The following is a 15,601-nucleotide window of genomic DNA, read 5'->3' on the forward strand; positions in this document are numbered from 1 at the left end:
TCAACGACTCACAGCAATCGCCTGGTTGTTCATGATACGCGGAGTGAGGAATACCAGCAGCTCGGATTTTTTCTCCGAAACCAGATCACGCCGGAAAAGGCGGCCAAGATACGGCACATCGCCAAGAAATGGCACCTTATCTACAACCTTGCTCTGAGTATTTGAGAAAACCCCGCCAATCACAATGGTCTCGCCGTCATTGACCAGCACCTTCGCGTTGACTTCGTTCTTCTTGATCGGCGGTACTTCCTGCACCTTGTTCAGGTAGTCCGGCTCATCCTTGGTGACCTTGACCTCCATGATGATGCGGTTGTCCGGGGTGATCTGCGGGGTCACCTCCAGCGACAGCGAGGCTTCCTTGAACGACACCGAGGTGGCCCCACTGGAACTGGCTTCCTGGTAGGGGATTTCCGTGCCCTTGAGGATCTTGGCAGTCTCCTTGTCCGACGTCACCACCTTGGGCTGGGAGACGATTTCCCCGTTGCCGGTTTTCTCCATGGCTGTCAGCTCCAGATCCAGCAGTACGTTGTCGGTGATGAACGCAATGCCGATACCCGAGGTATTGCCCGCCGCGCCCATGTCGACGAACGGCTGATTGGTACTGGTACTGCCCGGTGTGCCGATGGTGGTGGAGCTGCCGTTGGTCACGCCCGAAGAGTTCCAGTTGCCCTGGTTCTGCACCGAGCCGCCCCAACGCACCCCCAGGCTTTTGTCGTAATCGACGTTGGCCTCGACGATCCGGGCCTCGATCATCACCTGGCGCACCGGAATATCCAGCTGGGCCACGATCCGACGCAATTCATCGAGCCGGTCCTGGGTCTGGTAGGCAATGATGTTATTGGTTCGCTCATCCACCGTGATCGTGCCACGTTCATCGGCTTTCGCTTCGGCGCTGGTCACCGATTGGAACAGCTTGGCGATGTCCGCCGCCTTCGCATAGTTGACCTGCAACAGCTCTCGCCGCAGCGGCGCCAGGTCGGCAATCTGCTTCTGGGACTCCAGCTCCTGGCGCTCGCGAGCCGCGATCTCATCGGCGGGGGCAACCAGCAACACGTTACCGACCTTGCGCTTGTCCAGCCCCTTGGTCTTCAGCACCAGATCCAACGCCTGGTCCCAGGGAACATTCTGCAACCGCAAGGTGATTCCCCCTTGCACCGTGTCGCTCGCCACCAGGTTCAGGTTGGTGAAATCGGCAATCAGTTGCAGGACCGAGCGCACTTCGATGTCCTGGAAATTCAGGGACAGCTTTTCACCGCTGTAGGCAGCCCGGTCGGTGTCGCGCTTGCGCAAGTCTTCGACCGTCATGGGCCGGACGCTGACGGTCAGTTTGTTGTCGGTCTGGTAGGTCGAGTAATCGAAGGTGCCGCCGGGCTCGATGCTGATGGTGGCCCGGTCGGAACCGGCGCTGGCATTGACGAACTGCACCGGGGTGGCGAAGTCCTTGACGTCCAGGCGCACCCGCAATGGTTCCGGCAACTGGGTCCTGGCGAAGTTGAGGATGATCTTGCCTTCCCGTTCCTGGATATCCGGCGCAATGGACGGGTCCGACAGGTCGATCACCACGTTACCTTCACCCTGGGTCCCGCGCTGGAAGTCCACGCCACGAATGGCCCGGCCCACCGGCGCATTGCTCCTGGCTGGCACCGCACTGGCAGCCGCCGGACGTGGGGCCTGGACGGTAGATTTCGGCTCCGCGCCCTTACCGACCACCACGAACAGATTATTACCCTCGACCCGAGCGTTATACGGCACCAATTGGGTGAGGCCGATGATCAGCCGGGTGCGGTCCCCCGCCTCGACCACGGTGGCGCTGCGTGCATTGCCGCTGCCCAGGTCCTGGGTCTTGCGCGCCAGCTGGTTCGTCACCCCTGGCAGGTCCAGGGCAATCCGGGCCGGTTGTTCGGTGGTATAGCCACGGGGCGTGGGGGGCGGCCCGTCGAAAGAGAGCTTCAACTCGACCCGATCCCCCGGCAAAGCCGCGACATCCAGGGTCTTCAGGTTCGCCCCGAGGACCATCGGTGACATCAGCGCCATCCATAGCGAAACACCGAGGGCGGTAAAAATCCTGTTCATTGTTCGAGTTCCACTGAGTGCTCTTTCAAAGGAATGGTCCGTGGTCGCTCCAGCCAGGCACCTTCGCCATCGGGAACGATTTCGACCACATCGACCTCGGTGGCAGTGACGGCGACAATTCGCCCGTCGTTGCGCCCCAGGTAGTCACCGACCCTGAGCCGATGCACCCCGCCCGCACCGCGCAGCAGCGCATAGGAGCCACTGGCATTGGCGATCGTGCCGACCATTTCAAACTGTTCGATATTGAAGCCTTCGAGGTACTGTTTGACCCGGTTCGGATCGGGCCGGACATTGCGCGAACCTTTTTGCCGTTCGGCCTGATCCACCCGGACCTGCCGTGAGAACGGGCTGCGCAGGTCGGACGCGCTGTAGGTGAAGGTTTCGTTTGGCTTGAAGGTTGGCGTCGGTTCGATCTTGCCGGGCGGGCGCAACCGCACCTCATTCATGTAGGCGTCCAGGTCCTCGAAGCCACTGTCGTTGTTACAACCGGCCAGCACAACCAGCCCGGCCAGCAGGCCCATGCAGCGGAGCGGCTTCATGGCTGCGCCCCCTGCTCGTTGTACCGGTAGGTCTTGGCCTGGATGCTCATGCGCAGCTTCGAGCCCGACTCAGGGTCCGCGGGGGCAATGTCAAAATCGTGCAGCGTGACAATGCGGGGCAGCCCGGCAACCCCGCTGACGAATGTCGCCAGGTCATGGTAGCCACCGGTCACGGTGATCTGGATCGGCAACTCGATATAGAACGGCTGGGTCACTTCGGGCAGCAGCTTGATCTCCTCGAACTCCAGGCCGCTGCCCAGGCCGGTGCGGGTGATGTCTTCCAGCAGCCCAGGCACCTCGGTGTCGCTGGGCAATTGCCGCAACAGCACGCCAAAGGAGGTTTCCATCTGCTTCATCTGCTCGGTGTAGCGTTCCAGGTTCGCGGCCATGTGGGCCTTGCCCGCGAACTGCGCCTTGAGGGTATTTTCTTCCTCGCGCACCTGCTGCAACTCATCCTCCAGGTCGCTCACGGCAAAGTTATAGCCCAACCCCAGGACCACAACCACCAGCAGGACGCCGGCCAACCATTTGACAGGCATCGGCCAGGAGCCGACGTTGTTGGTGTCCAGATCACGGAAGTCGACCTTGCGCAGCGCGTCGAACCACTCTCCCGGCCTCATTGGGCGTCCTCCGCGTCGGCCGGCTGGGTCTGGCGGACCGTCAGTTGGAACACATTGGCCTGGTCGACCTGTCCTGCCGTCGTGGCCTTGACCTCCGTCAGGCTGGGCGCGTCGAACAGATCCGACGCGTCCAGGTTGCGCATCAGGTCCGAGACCCGGTGGTTGGATTCCGCGGCGCCCTTGATGGAGAGCGTCTTGTCTTCCATTTTCACTTCGGTGAAATACACCCCGTCCGGCAACGTCCGTACCAATTGGTCAAAGATGCGTCCGCTGACCGGCCGATTTCCTTGTAGGTCCTGGATGATGCGCATGCGCTCCACCAGTTGTTGGCGACGGGCTTTCAGCTCGCTGATTTGCTTGATGCGCTCGTCCAGCACAGCTATCTGCTCGGAAATGTGCCCGTTACGCGCCAGCTGGTGATTAATGGCACTGTGCAGGTACTGAACCCCGATCAAGGTCACCCCCACCGCACCGACCAGCGCCCCCACCAATGCCAGCAGGAAGCGTTTGCGGCGCTCTTCACGCAGCTCTTCGCGCCAGGGAAGAAGGTTGATCCGGGCCATCAGTCAAAACTCCTGAGGGCCAGACCGCAAGCGATCATCAGCGCCGGCGCATCACTGGCCAGGGCACCGGCATTGACCTTGCTGCCCAGGGCCATGTTGGAAAACGGGTTGGCCACCTGGGTCGGCGTGCCCAGGCGCTGTTCGATCAGGCGGTCCAGCCCGGCGACTGACGCCGTGCCACCGGCCAACAGGATGTGGTCCACCGCGCTGTACTGGCCCGAAGCGAAGAAAAACTGCAGGGACCGCGATACCTGCTGCACCAGCGCCTCGCGAAAGGGCTGCAGCACCTCGCTGAGGTAATCGTCCGGCAAACCGCCCTGCTTCTTTGCCAGGCCGGCCTGCTCGAGGGTCAAGCCATAGCGCCGCTGGATTTCCTCGGTGAGCTGGCGACCGCCGAACAGTTGCTCACGGGTATAGATGATGCGACCGTTGTGCAGCACGCTCAGGGTGGTCATGGTGGCGCCGATATCGATCACCGCAACGGTCAAGCGCTCCTGGGACGCGGCCAGTTGCGTGGCGAGCAGGCCAAAAGCGCGCTCCAACGCGTAGGCCTCCACATCGACTACCCGGGCCGTCAGCCCCGCCAGTGCCAGCGCAGCCTCGCGAACCTCGACGTTTTCCTTGCGACAGGCCGCCAGCAGCACCTCGACCCGCTCGCTGTTGCGCGGCGATACACCCACGACCTCGAAATCGATGGCCACTTCATCCAGTGGATAAGGAATGTACTGATCCGCCTCGATCTTGAGCTGGTTCTCCATCTCGTCGTCGGAAAGCCCGGCATCCATCTCGATGGTCTTGGTGATCACTGCCGAACCCGCCACTGCCACCGCCACGCTTCGCGAGGGCGTCCTGGCCTTGACCAGAACCCGGGACAACGCCTGCCCGACCCCCTCGAGCTCGGCGATGTTCTTCTCGATCACGGCATTGGCCGGCAACGGTTCGACCGCATAGGATTCGACACGGTAACGGTCACCCTGGCGGCTCAACTCGAGCAGCTTCACCGATGTGGAGCTGATGTCGATGCCCAGAAGCGTATGGGCCTTTTTATTGAAGAGTCGTAGCACTACCAATTCCCTATGACTATCCGTGAGTTACGGACTCTCTAATATGCATTGCGTTCAATCACCCCAGCCCGACGGACGTCCGGATGGCGTTTCCGACGGAAAAAAATGCTTATAATGCGCAGCGTTTTTTTCGCTTTGCTGCAAGCATGGGTCCTTCCCTGCACCTGGCGCCTTTTTCATTCTTTGCCTGGATATCCAAAAGCCTTGATTCGTCTGCTGAAATTTTTCGGATGGTCCGTCATCGCCGTTTTCTGCGGACTGCTCTTGGGTCTGAGCGGTGCGTTTCTTTACCTTAGTCCGGGATTGCCATCCGTGGAGGCGCTGAGAAGTATTCAGTTGCAGATTCCTTTGCGGGTGTACAGCAGCGACAACAAGCTGATCGCCGAATTTGGCGAAATGCGCCGCACGCCGATCCGTTTCGCCGACATTCCTCCCAATTTCATCAATGCGTTACTCAGCGCCGAAGACGACAACTTCGCCAACCACTATGGCGTCGATCCGGGCAGCCTGATGCGTGCCGCCAGCCAGTTGGTCAAGAGCGGGCACATCCAGTCCGGCGGCAGCACCATCACCATGCAGGTGGCCAAGAACTTCTTCCTGACCAGCGAGCGCAGCTTCTCGCGCAAGACCACCGAAATTCTCCTGGCCCTGCAGATCGAACGGCAGCTGACCAAGGATGAAATCCTCGAGCTGTACGTGAACAAGATCTACCTGGGCAACCGCGCCTATGGCATCGAGGCGGCGGCCCAGGTGTATTACGGCAAGTCGATCCGTGATGTGAGCCTGGCGCAGATGGCAATGATCGCCGGCCTGCCCAAGGCACCGTCGCGCTTCAACCCGCTGGCCAACCCGGCGCGCAGCAAAGAGCGGCGCGACTGGATCCTGGGGCGCATGTACAAACTCGGCAAGATCAGCGAAGCCGACTACACCGCTGCGATCAACGAGCCATTGAACGCCAGCTATCACGTGCCGACGCCGGAAGTGAACGCACCGTACATCGCCGAAATGGCTCGGGCCGAGATGGTCGGACGCTATGGCAGCGATGCCTACACCGAAGGGTTCCGCGTCACCACCACGGTGCCGAGCAACCTGCAGGAAATGGCCAACACCGCGCTGCACGAAGGCCTGATGACCTACGATCAGCGCCACGGCTACCGTGGCCCCGAATCGCGCCTGCCGGGCAAGACCAAGGAGGCCTGGGCCCTTGAGCTGACCAAGCAGCGCACCATCAGCAGCCTGGAACCGGCGATCGTCACCCAGGTGGAGAAGGACGGTATCAAGGTCCTGACGCGCAACGGCGAGCTTGAGGAACAGGTGAAATGGGACACCATGAAATGGGCCCGTCCGTTCCTCAATACCAACAGCATGGGTGCCGCCCCCCGACAGCCGTCGGACGTGGCCCAGGTCGGCGATCTGATCCGGGTGCAGCGCCAGCCGGACAACACCCTCAAGTTCAGCCAGATCCCGGCCGCCCAGGGCGCCCTGGTGTCCCTCGATCCGCAGGACGGCGCGATCCGCTCCCTGGTGGGTGGCTTCGCCTTCGAGCAGAGCAACTACAACCGCGCGTTGCAGGCCAAGCGCCAGCCGGGCTCGAGCTTCAAGCCGTTCGTCTACAGCGCCGCCCTGGATAATGGCTATACCGCCGCCAGCCTGGTGAACGACGCGCCGATCGTGTTTGTCGACGAGTACCTGGACAAGGTCTGGCGACCGAAGAACGACACCAACACCTTCCTCGGCCCGATCCGTCTGCGCGAGGCGCTGTACAAGTCGCGCAACCTGGTGTCGATCCGCCTGTTGCAGGCGCTGGGTGTGGATCGCACCATCGACTACATCGCCCGGTTCGGCTTCAACAAGCAGGACCTGCCACGCAACCTGTCCCTGGCCCTGGGCACTGCAACCCTGACCCCGATGGAAATCGCCACGGGCTGGAGCACATTCGCCAACGGCGGGTACAAGATCACCCCGTACATCATCGACAAGATCGAAAGTCGCAACGGCGAAACACTGTTCGTGGCCAACCCGCCGCGGGTGCCCACCGGCGATCAGGCCAGCGACGGCATCGCCGCACCGTCCGCCGAGACGTTCACGGTGAACCCGACTCCGGGCGAAGCCTCCGCCGCCACTCCAGCGACCCAGGCACCTGCGGTCGCCGAGCGCATCGTTGACGGGCGCACCACCTACATTCTCAACAGCATGCTGGAAGACGTGATCAAGCTCGGCACCGGTCGTCGTGCACTGGCCCTGGGCCGTACCGACCTGGCGGGCAAGACCGGTACCACCAACGAATCCAAGGACGCCTGGTTCTCCGGCTACAACGGCGACTACGTAACCACTGTCTGGACCGGTTTCGACCAGCCCGAGAGCCTGGGTCGCCGCGAGTTTGGCGGCACCGTGGCGCTGCCTATCTGGATGAGCTACATGGGCGCCGCCCTCAAGGACAAACCGCCTCACACCCAGCCGGAACCGGAAGGCATCCTCAGCCTGCGGGTCGACCCGGTCAGCGGTCGTGCGGCCACTCCAGGCACTCCGGGTGCGTATTTCGAACTGTTCAAGAGCGAAGACACCCCACCGTCGGCCAACGAGCTGGGCAACGGCGTTGCGCCAGGCAGCCCGCTGCCGGCGGATGAAGCGGCACCGATCGATCTGTTCTGACGGTGGCGCCCTCAAGGTGTGATCGTTCCCACGCTCCTGCGTAGGAATGCCTCTACGGACGCTCCGCGTTCGGCTCTTGATGGAACGCGGAGCGTCCCAGGCTACATTCCCACGCAGAGCGTGGGAACGATCAATAAACGGCGTTGCGCCAGGCAGCCCGCTGCCGGCGGACGAAGCGGCGCCGATCGATCTGTTCTGACGATGGCGCCCTCAAGGTGTGATCGTTCCCACGCTCCTGCGTGGGAATGCCTCTACGGACGCTCCGCGTTCGGCTCTTGATGGAACGCGAAGCGTCCCAGGCTACATTCCCACGCAGAGCGTGGGAACGATCAATAAAAAACCCCGGCTCACAGGAGCCGGGGTTTTTCGTTGAGGCGTTACAACGGCTTAGCCGTTGAACACGTCATCCACGCTCTTGAGCGGGTAGTTTTTCGGGTACGGCAGGGTTGCCACGCCAGTCTCGATCGCAGCCTTGGCCACGGCGTCGGAGATGAGGGTGATCAGGCGGGCGTCCATTGGCTTCGGAATGATGTACTCACGACCGAATTCCAGCTTGATGCCACCGTAGGCGTCGCAGACTTCCTGAGGCACCGGCAGCTTGGCCAGTTCGCGCAGGGCGTTGGCGGCCGCGACTTTCATCTCTTCGTTGATGCGCTTGGCGCGAACGTCCAGGGCACCGCGGAAGATGAATGGGAAGCCCAGCACGTTGTTGACCTGGTTCGGGTAGTCCGAACGGCCAGTCGCCATGATCACGTCGTTGCGGGTGGCGTGAGCCAGTTCCGGGGAGATTTCCGGATCCGGGTTCGAGCAGGCGAACACGATCGGGTTCGGCGCCATGCGCAGCAGGTTTTCCGGGCTCAGCAGGTTCGGACCCGACAGGCCGACGAATACGTCGGCACCGTCCAGTGCGTCCGCCAGGGTGCGCTTGTCGGTCGCGTGGGCGAAGACAGCCTTGTACTGGTTCAGGTCGCTACGACCGGAATGGATCACACCGGTACGGTCGATCATGAAGATGTTTTCGATCTTCGCGCCCATGCTCACCAGCAATTTCATGCAGGAGATGGCCGCAGCACCGGCGCCCAGGCAGACGATCTTGGCTTCCGGCAAGGTTTTGCCAGCGATTTCCAGGGCGTTGATCATGCCGGCCGCGGTCACGATTGCGGTACCGTGCTGGTCATCGTGGAACACCGGAATGTCGCACTGTTCGATCAGAGCGCGTTCGATTTCAAAGCACTCAGGCGCTTTGATGTCTTCCAGGTTGATGCCGCCGAAGGTGATGGAGATACGCTTGACGGTGTCGATGAAGGCTTGCGGGCTTTCGGAGTCGACTTCGATGTCGAACACGTCGATACCGGCGAAACGCTTGAACAGCACACCCTTGCCTTCCATGACCGGCTTGGAGGCCAATGGACCCAGGTCACCCAGGCCGAGAATCGCGGTGCCATCGGAAATGACTGCAACCAGGTTGCCCTTACCGGTGTATCGGTAGGCCAGTTCAGGATCGCGAGCGATTTCGCGGACTGGCTCGGCTACGCCGGGGCTGTAGGCCAGCGACAGATCGCGGGCAGTAGCGGTGGCCTTGGTGAGCTCGACACTCAGCTTTCCTGGACGAGGATGAGCGTGATATTCGAGAGCGGCAGTTTTCAGATCAGACATGTGGGCATTCCGCTTTTTACTGTGTTGGACAGACGGACCGCCGAGGATACGCGCCTCGCAAAGTCCCTACAAGACTGACCGGTCACCGCTGTCAAGCGCCCTGCCCTACGACTTTGGGCCAAGGGCCGCGAAACACAAGGGCTCAATGCATACAATCGACAGAAAAAATGTCTACAATTTTTTATCCCGGCACCGGACTCAGCATCGTCGGGTCGGTCAACGGCAGCAGCCAGCGATCCTGCCCCTGCCTCTGCCCAGCGTTGCCATGGCGAGACCGCTCGACCACCCAGCCACGAGCTTCGACCTGCCTGCCGGCAAGGCGCTTGAGTGAAGCGATATCGAAGCGTTCCAGCAGATTGGGCGCAATGCGCAATACAACCGAATTCTCCAATTGCAGCCAAACACCGCCACGATTGCGCCTGACCGCGCTGACGCGCCCGCTCAGCACCGCGAAACCGGACGCCTTGACCTGCCCGGTCTTGAGCACGGGTGAACGCTTCCACAGCCCGAGACGCGCGTCACGCGCCTGGCGCTCGGCGGCCCGCTGACAATCCGCCAACCCGACATTCGGTGCCACCGCCACCTGGAAGCCCAGGCCCTCGGCGAGCATCTGCGCCTCGATATTGCGTCCATCGGCACCATAGGCATGGGCCAGCGTCCGACCGTAGCGATCCTTGCTCTCCCTGCCTGGAACCAGCCCTACGCGCCCGTCACTGGCGGCCACCAACGCTTCCAGGCGACGGCGGGCCGCAACGGCAAAGGGCTCGTCGGAACGCCCCCGCCGACCCAGCTCAGGTGTGTTGAGGCCGATCAAGCGTACGCTGCGACCATCTGCCAGGCGCAGGGTATCGCCATCCACCACCCGCCGGACCGTCACCTCGGTCGCGTCCATCGGTGCCGGGCAGAAGGCCTGGGCGCTGCCCAGCCAAATCGCGGACACAAAAAAGGCGCCCACAAGGGACGCCTTTTTCATCACTTCGCAGCCGTCGAAACGACCAGACAAAATGATCAGTCTCAGGCCTTTTTGGCGCCGAAAGCACCGAAACGGTCGGCGAACTTCTGAACGCGACCACCGGTATCCAGAGTCTTTTGCTTACCGGTGTAGAACGGGTGGCATTCGTTGCAAACGTCGATCGCCAGGGCTTTGCCGTAGGTCGAACGGGTTTCGAACTTGTTGCCGCAGCTGCAGGTTACAGCAATGGCTGGGTATTCCGGATGGATATCGGCTTTCATGGTGTTTTCCTCAGGCTAGCGTGCCGCCACCCAACACTATTGTTGAATACCGCACGTAATTAGGGCGCGAATTCTACCAGACATCGACAATCACGCAAGCTATGCCTTGTACCAACCGTCTGCTAGGCTCCCGGCCTCAAGCACAATCCTTGTGGGAGCGAGCCTGCTCGCGATGGCGGTGGATCAGCAGCATGAATGTTGACTGGCACGCCGCCATCGCGAGCAGGCTCGCTCCCACATGTGCATGGTCCTTTAACCGCTTGTGTCGAGATATCCCCGCGTGCCCGACGCCATCCTGCGCCTCGCCCTGCCTTCGCCCCTGCGCCGCCTGTTCGACTATCGCGCCCCGGCCGGAGTCCCACGTGCCCGGCTGCAACCGGGCATGCGCTTGCGGGTGCCGTTCGGTCGGCGGGAAATGATCGGCATTCTGGTGGAAGTCACCGACCACAGCGAAGTCCCCGCCGACAAGCTCAAGCCCGCCCTGGCGCTGCTCGATGCCACGCCGCCGCTGCCGGCCTCGTTGTTCAAGCTGTGCCTGTGGACGGCCCAGTATTACCAGCACAGCCTCGGCGATACCCTGAGCTGGGCGTTGCCGGTGTTGCTGCGCCAGGGCGAACCGGCCGAAGCACGCCAGGAGCGGTTCTGGTCGGTGGCGCCAGGGGCTTCGCTGGATGACCCGCGCATCGCCCGCGCGCCCCGTCAGCGCGAAGCCCTGGCGACGCTGGCCCAGCACCCCCACGGTGTGGCACATCAACTGTTGAGCAAGCTGATGCTCAGCAAGGACAGCCTCGACCTGCTGCTGGCCAAGGACCTGGTCCAGGTGGAAGTCCGCCGGCATGCCCCGGGCGCCCGTCATGAACATTGGCTGGCCCAGCCGGAGCTGCCGCTCAATGCCGAACAGCGAGCGGCTTGCGAAGCGATCCGCGCCGGCTTCGACAGTTATCACGCCTTTCTGCTGGCGGGCGTCACCGGCAGCGGCAAGACCGAAGTCTATCTCCAGCTCATCCGCCAGACCCTGGAAGCAGGCAAGCAGGCCCTGGTGCTGATTCCGGAAATCAACCTCGGCCCCCAGACCCTCGCGCGTTTCGAACAGCGTTTCAACGCCCGGATCGCCCTCGTGCATTCGGCGGTCAATGACCGCGAACGCCTGGAAGCCTGGCTGGCCGCCCGGGACGGCGAGGCCGATATCATCATCGGCACCCGCTCGGCCCTGTTCACGCCGATGAAGAACCCCGGGCTGATCATCATCGACGAAGAACACGACGGCTCGTATAAACAGCAGGAAGGCTTGCGCTACCACGCCCGCGATCTGGCCCTGGTGCGGGCTCGCCAGGAGGACATCCCCATTGTCCTCGGCTCGGCGACGCCGTCCCTGGAGAGCTTGCACAACGCCTACACCGGTCGCTACGGGCTCCTGCGCCTGAACGAACGGGCCGGTGGCGCCAAACAGCCGCGGTTCCTGCGCCTGGACGTAAAGAGCCGCCCACTGGACAGCGGCATTTCCGGGCCGATGCAGCAAGCCATCGGCCAGACCTTGGCTGCCGGCCAGCAGGTCCTGGTGTTTCTCAACCGCCGCGGGTTCGCCCCGACTCTGCTGTGCCATGACTGCGGCTGGATGTCCGGCTGCGAACGCTGCGATGCGCGGATGACCGTGCACCAACGCTACGGCGAGCTGCGTTGCCACCACTGCGGCCACACCGAACGGGTACCGAGGCATTGCCCGCAGTGCGGCAAGGTGGACTTGCGCCCGGTGGGTGCCGGCACTGAACGCGCCGAAGAACGGCTGGGCATCCTATTTCCCGATTACCCGGTGCTGCGGGTGGATCGCGACAGCACGTCGCGCAAGGACGCGATGAACCAGCTGTTCGCCACGATCCAGAAGGGCCAGCCCTGCATCTTGGTGGGCACGCAGATGCTCGCCAAGGGACATCACTTCCCCCGGGTCACGCTGGTGTCGATCCTGGACGCCGATGGCGGGCTGTTCTCCGGGGATTTCCGCGCCAGCGAACGCATGGCGCAACTGATCGTCCAGGTTGCCGGGCGGGCCGGGCGGGCCGAGGAGCCGGGCAAGGTGATTATCCAGACCCACCTGGCGGACCATCCGCTGCTGATACAACTGACCGAGCAAGGCTACTTCGCCTTTGCCGAGCAGGCCTTGAGCGAACGCCGCAGCGCCGGCCTGCCGCCGTTTGCCCATCTGGCGCTGTTGCGGGCCGAGGCCCACAAGCCGGGGCAGGCCGAAGGTTTTCTTGACGATGCCTGCAGCGAGGCCGAGCGCTTGCTGGCCGAGCAGAACCTGAGCGGAATCGAGTTGCTGGGCCCGGTACCGGCGCCGATGGAACGACGTGCAGGGCGGTATCGGGCGCAACTTTTGTTACAAGCCAATGCCCGGGCGCCACTGCATCGCCTGCTGAGCGCCTGGCTGCTGGTACTGGAACAGATGCCCAGCGGACGAGCGGTACGCTGGTCGCTGGATGTGGATCCGGTGGATTTGTACTGAATGGAATATCGCCATCGTCGGATCGCCGCCCGGAGCAGGCTCGCTCCCACAGGAAATCGCATTCCAATGTGGGAGCGAGCCTGCTCGCGATGGCGTCCGAATAGTCACCACCGGCCCCCAACCGACCCGCTACAGTTGGCAAGCCCGTCTTCCCCACGGATAATGCCCAGTTTTTCCACCAGCGCATCGAAGCGCCGCCGCGCCTGCGGTTGAAAGAGAAGACCATGAAAGACACCATTCGCCAGCTCATCCAGCAAGCCATCACCCAACTCGTCGCTGAAGGTGTGTTGCCAGAAGGCCTGTCGCCGGCGATTCAGGTCGAAAACACCCGCGACAAGACTCATGGCGACTTCGCCAGCAACATCGCGATGATGCTGGCGAAACCGGCCGGCATGAAACCACGGGATCTGGCCGAGAAAATCATCGCCGCGCTGCCGGCTGACGAAAACGTCAGCAAGGCAGACATCGCCGGTCCCGGGTTCATCAACTTTTTCCAGAACACCCAGGCCCTGGCCTCGCGCCTGGACGCCGCCCTGGCCGACGAACGCCTGGGCGTGCGCAAGGCCGGCCCGTTGCAGCGCACCGTGGTCGACCTGTCCGCCCCGAACCTCGCCAAGGAAATGCACGTCGGCCACCTGCGCTCGACCATCATTGGCGATGGCGTGGCCCGGGTCCTGGAGTTCCTGGGCGACACCGTGATCCGGCAGAACCACGTCGGCGACTGGGGCACCCAGTTCGGCATGCTGATGGCCTATCTGCAGGAAAACCCGATCACCAGCGACGAACTGTCGGACCTGGAGAACTTTTACCGCGCCGCCAAGCAACGCTTCGACGAGTCGCCGGAGTTCGCCGACCGTGCCCGTGGCCTGGTGGTCAAGCTGCAGGCCGGCGATGCCGAGTGCCTGGCGCTGTGGACCCGGTTCAAGGACATCTCCCTGTCCCACTGCCAGAAAATCTACGAGCTGCTGAACGTCAAATTGACCATGGCCGACGTGATGGGCGAAAGCGCCTACAACGACGACCTGATCAATGTGGTCAACGACCTTCGGGCCAAGGGCATGCTGGTAGAGAGCAACGGCGCCCAGTGCGTGTTCCTCGACCAGTTCAAGACCGCCGACGGCGAGCCGCTGCCGGTGATCATCGTCAAGGCCGACGGCGGCTATCTCTACGCCACCACCGACCTGGCGGCCGTGCGCTATCGCAACGGCGTGCTGAAGGCCGATCGGGTCCTGTACTTCGTCGACCAACGCCAGGCCCTGCACTTCCAGCAAGTGTTCGAAGTGGCCCGCCTGGCCGGCTTCGTGCCTCGCCCGATGGAAATGGAGCACATGGGCTTCGGCACCATGAACGGCGCCGATGGCCGTCCGTTCAAGACCCGCGACGGCGGCACGGTGAAACTGATCGACCTGCTGACCGAAGCCCAGGAGCGCGCTTACACCCTGGTCAAGGGCAAGAACCCCGACCTGGCCGAAGACGAACTGCGCCAGATCGCCAAGGTCGTGGGCATCGACGCGGTGAAGTACGCCGACCTGTCCAAGCACCGTACCAGCGACTACAGCTTCAACTTCGACCTGATGCTCAATTTCGAAGGCAACACCGCGCCGTACCTGCTGTACGCGTACACCCGCGTGGCCGGTGTGTTCCGCAAGCTCGGCAAAAGCTTCGATGAGGTGGATGGCCGGATTGTGCTGGAGGCCGCTCACGAACAGGAGCTGGCCGCGAGGCTGGCGCAGTTCGGCGAAGTGCTGAACAACGTCGCCGACAAGGGCACGCCCCACACCCTGTGCGCGTACCTGTATGACGTGGCCGGTCTGTTCTCCAGCTTCTACGAGAACTGCCCGATCCTCAGCGCCGACACCCCGGAGCAAATGCAGAGCCGCCTGCGCCTCGCCGCGCTGACCGGACGCACCCTCAAGCAAGGCCTGGAACTGCTGGGCCTGGAAACGCTGGAGCGCATGTAAGTTGGCTGCCAAGAAAAAACCTGCACCCAAACGCGGCGCCAGTCGTTACCAGGCCCCGGCCAAGAAGCCGATTCCGGGCTGGTTGTGGATGGCGATCGGCCTGAGCGTCGGCGCCTTCATCGTGTTCCTGATGAAACTGGAGCCGGGCCAGGGCGATGACGTCAAGCGCGTTCGCCAGGAGCAGCAGAAAGCCACGCGCATCGCCGAGGCCAACAAGACCCCACCGAGCCCGACACAACCGGTGAAGCCGAAATACGACTTCTACACCCTGCTGCCGGAATCGGAAGTCATCGTGCCGCCCGATGCGGTACCGGAAAAGACCCTGCCGACGCCACAAGTGCCCGCCACGCCGGTCACACCGGCCGAAGCCGCGAAGATCGACACCGCCCGTGCCCAGGCCGCCCTGGCCGGCATCACGCCGCCACCGGCGCCACCGGTGCAGAAAGCCGCGCCGGTGACGAAGTTCTTCCTCCAGGCCGGCTCGTTCCGCAAGGAGGCCGACGCCGACAAGGTCCGGGCGCAGATCATCCTGCAGGGCCAATCCGTGTCGGTGGAGTCCGGGACCGTGAAAGATGAAACCTGGTACCGGGTCATGGTCGGCCCGTTCAGCAACCGCGAAGAACTGACCAAGGCGCAGAAACAACTGGCCAGCAGCGGCTTCAGCAACCTGTTGTTACAACAACGCCAGAGCCGCTAGGGTCATGATCGTTCCCACGCTCCGCGTGGGAACGCCTCAGGGG

At 62.8% G+C, this 15,601-nt stretch carries 12 protein-coding genes; 4 read left to right on the forward strand and 8 right to left on the reverse strand.

Translation table 11 applies throughout. The features are described 5' to 3' along the window. The 5 genes from pilQ to CGA22_RS12340 are packed head-to-tail and all read right to left on the reverse strand — an operon-like array spanning position 1 to position 4,859. Positions 1-2,073: a type IV pilus secretin PilQ gene (gene pilQ / locus CGA22_RS12320; protein ID WP_188258600.1), complete on the reverse strand. Its 2,073-nt coding sequence runs from the start codon at positions 2,071-2,073 to the stop codon at positions 1-3. Next, positions 2,070-2,612, reverse strand: coding sequence for a pilus assembly protein PilP (locus tag CGA22_RS12325; protein WP_041020547.1), 543 nt, complete (start codon positions 2,610-2,612; stop codon positions 2,070-2,072). Before CGA22_RS12325 ends, pilQ begins: the two co-directional genes overlap by 4 nt. Then, positions 2,609-3,232 (reverse strand): type 4a pilus biogenesis protein PilO, encoded by a 624-nt coding sequence (gene pilO, locus CGA22_RS12330; protein ID WP_041020546.1) that lies wholly within the window; start codon positions 3,230-3,232, stop codon positions 2,609-2,611. The genes CGA22_RS12325 and pilO overlap by 4 nt, the downstream gene beginning before the upstream one ends. Next, positions 3,229-3,795, reverse strand: a complete 567-nt coding sequence (locus CGA22_RS12335) for a PilN domain-containing protein (protein WP_041020545.1) — start codon at positions 3,793-3,795, stop codon at positions 3,229-3,231. Before CGA22_RS12335 ends, pilO begins: the two co-directional genes overlap by 4 nt. Then, the gene (locus tag CGA22_RS12340; protein ID WP_188258601.1) at positions 3,795-4,859 is read right to left on the reverse strand and encodes a pilus assembly protein PilM; all 1,065 of its coding nucleotides are present in this window, start codon (positions 4,857-4,859) and stop codon (positions 3,795-3,797) included. The genes CGA22_RS12335 and CGA22_RS12340 overlap by 1 nt, the downstream gene beginning before the upstream one ends. 207 nt (positions 4,860-5,066) lie before the next feature. Between CGA22_RS12340 and CGA22_RS12345 the strand changes: the two genes are divergently transcribed. After that, entirely contained in the window at positions 5,067-7,511 is a 2,445-nt protein-coding gene (locus tag CGA22_RS12345) for a penicillin-binding protein 1A (RefSeq protein ID WP_370444478.1), read from the forward strand. 387 nt (positions 7,512-7,898) lie between these two features. On the opposite strand, the gene CGA22_RS12350 is transcribed toward CGA22_RS12345, so the two are convergent. The 3 genes from CGA22_RS12350 to rpmE form a co-directional block, all read right to left on the reverse strand. Beyond that, complete coding sequence (locus tag CGA22_RS12350; protein WP_041020543.1) at positions 7,899-9,167, reverse strand: malic enzyme-like NAD(P)-binding protein; 1,269 nt, start codon at positions 9,165-9,167, stop codon at positions 7,899-7,901. 181 nt (positions 9,168-9,348) lie between these two features. Continuing rightward, positions 9,349-10,140, reverse strand: coding sequence for a thermonuclease family protein (locus CGA22_RS12355; protein ID WP_041020542.1), 792 nt, complete (start codon positions 10,138-10,140; stop codon positions 9,349-9,351). 41 nt (positions 10,141-10,181) lie between these two features. Continuing rightward, positions 10,182-10,400, reverse strand: a complete 219-nt coding sequence (gene rpmE / locus CGA22_RS12360) for a 50S ribosomal protein L31 (protein WP_024779913.1) — start codon at positions 10,398-10,400, stop codon at positions 10,182-10,184. A 280-nt stretch (positions 10,401-10,680) separates the two neighbouring features. Between rpmE and CGA22_RS12365 the strand changes: the two genes are divergently transcribed. The 3 genes from CGA22_RS12365 (at position 10,681) to CGA22_RS12375 (ending at position 15,558) form a co-directional block, all read left to right on the forward strand. Beyond that, positions 10,681-12,900 carry a primosomal protein N' gene (locus tag CGA22_RS12365; protein ID WP_188258602.1) on the forward strand — a complete coding sequence of 740 codons (2,220 nt, stop codon included), beginning with the start codon at positions 10,681-10,683 and terminating at the stop codon, positions 12,898-12,900. 224 nt (positions 12,901-13,124) lie between these two features. Then, positions 13,125-14,861: an arginine--tRNA ligase gene (argS, locus tag CGA22_RS12370; protein WP_041024764.1), complete on the forward strand. Its 1,737-nt coding sequence runs from the start codon at positions 13,125-13,127 to the stop codon at positions 14,859-14,861. Between the two features lies 1 nt (position 14,862). Then, a complete protein-coding gene (locus CGA22_RS12375; protein WP_041024763.1) occupies positions 14,863-15,558 on the forward strand; it encodes an SPOR domain-containing protein in 696 nt (231 codons plus the stop codon). Positions 15,559-15,601 lie beyond the last annotated feature (43 nt).

The organism is Pseudomonas sp. PSB18 (assembly GCF_014596565.1).
Lineage (GTDB): Bacteria > Pseudomonadota > Gammaproteobacteria > Pseudomonadales > Pseudomonadaceae > Aquipseudomonas.

Coding starts and splice junctions, on each gene's coding strand:
- pilQ (WP_188258600.1), bottom strand. CDS start 2,073: ATGAACAGGATTTTTACCGCCCTCGGTGTTTCGCTATGGATGGCGCTG.
- CGA22_RS12325 (WP_041020547.1), bottom strand. CDS start 2,612: ATGAAGCCGCTCCGCTGCATGGGCCTGCTGGCCGGGCTGGTTGTGCTG.
- pilO (WP_041020546.1), bottom strand. CDS start 3,232: ATGAGGCCGGGAGAGTGGTTCGACGCGCTGCGCAAGGTCGACTTCCGT.
- CGA22_RS12335 (WP_041020545.1), bottom strand. CDS start 3,795: ATGGCCCGGATCAACCTTCTTCCCTGGCGCGAAGAGCTGCGTGAAGAG.
- CGA22_RS12350 (WP_041020543.1), bottom strand. CDS start 9,167: ATGTCTGATCTGAAAACTGCCGCTCTCGAATATCACGCTCATCCTCGT.
- CGA22_RS12355 (WP_041020542.1), bottom strand. CDS start 10,140: ATGAAAAAGGCGTCCCTTGTGGGCGCCTTTTTTGTGTCCGCGATTTGG.
- rpmE (WP_024779913.1), bottom strand. CDS start 10,400: ATGAAAGCCGATATCCATCCGGAATACCCAGCCATTGCTGTAACCTGC.
- argS (WP_041024764.1), top strand. CDS start 13,125: ATGAAAGACACCATTCGCCAGCTCATCCAGCAAGCCATCACCCAACTC.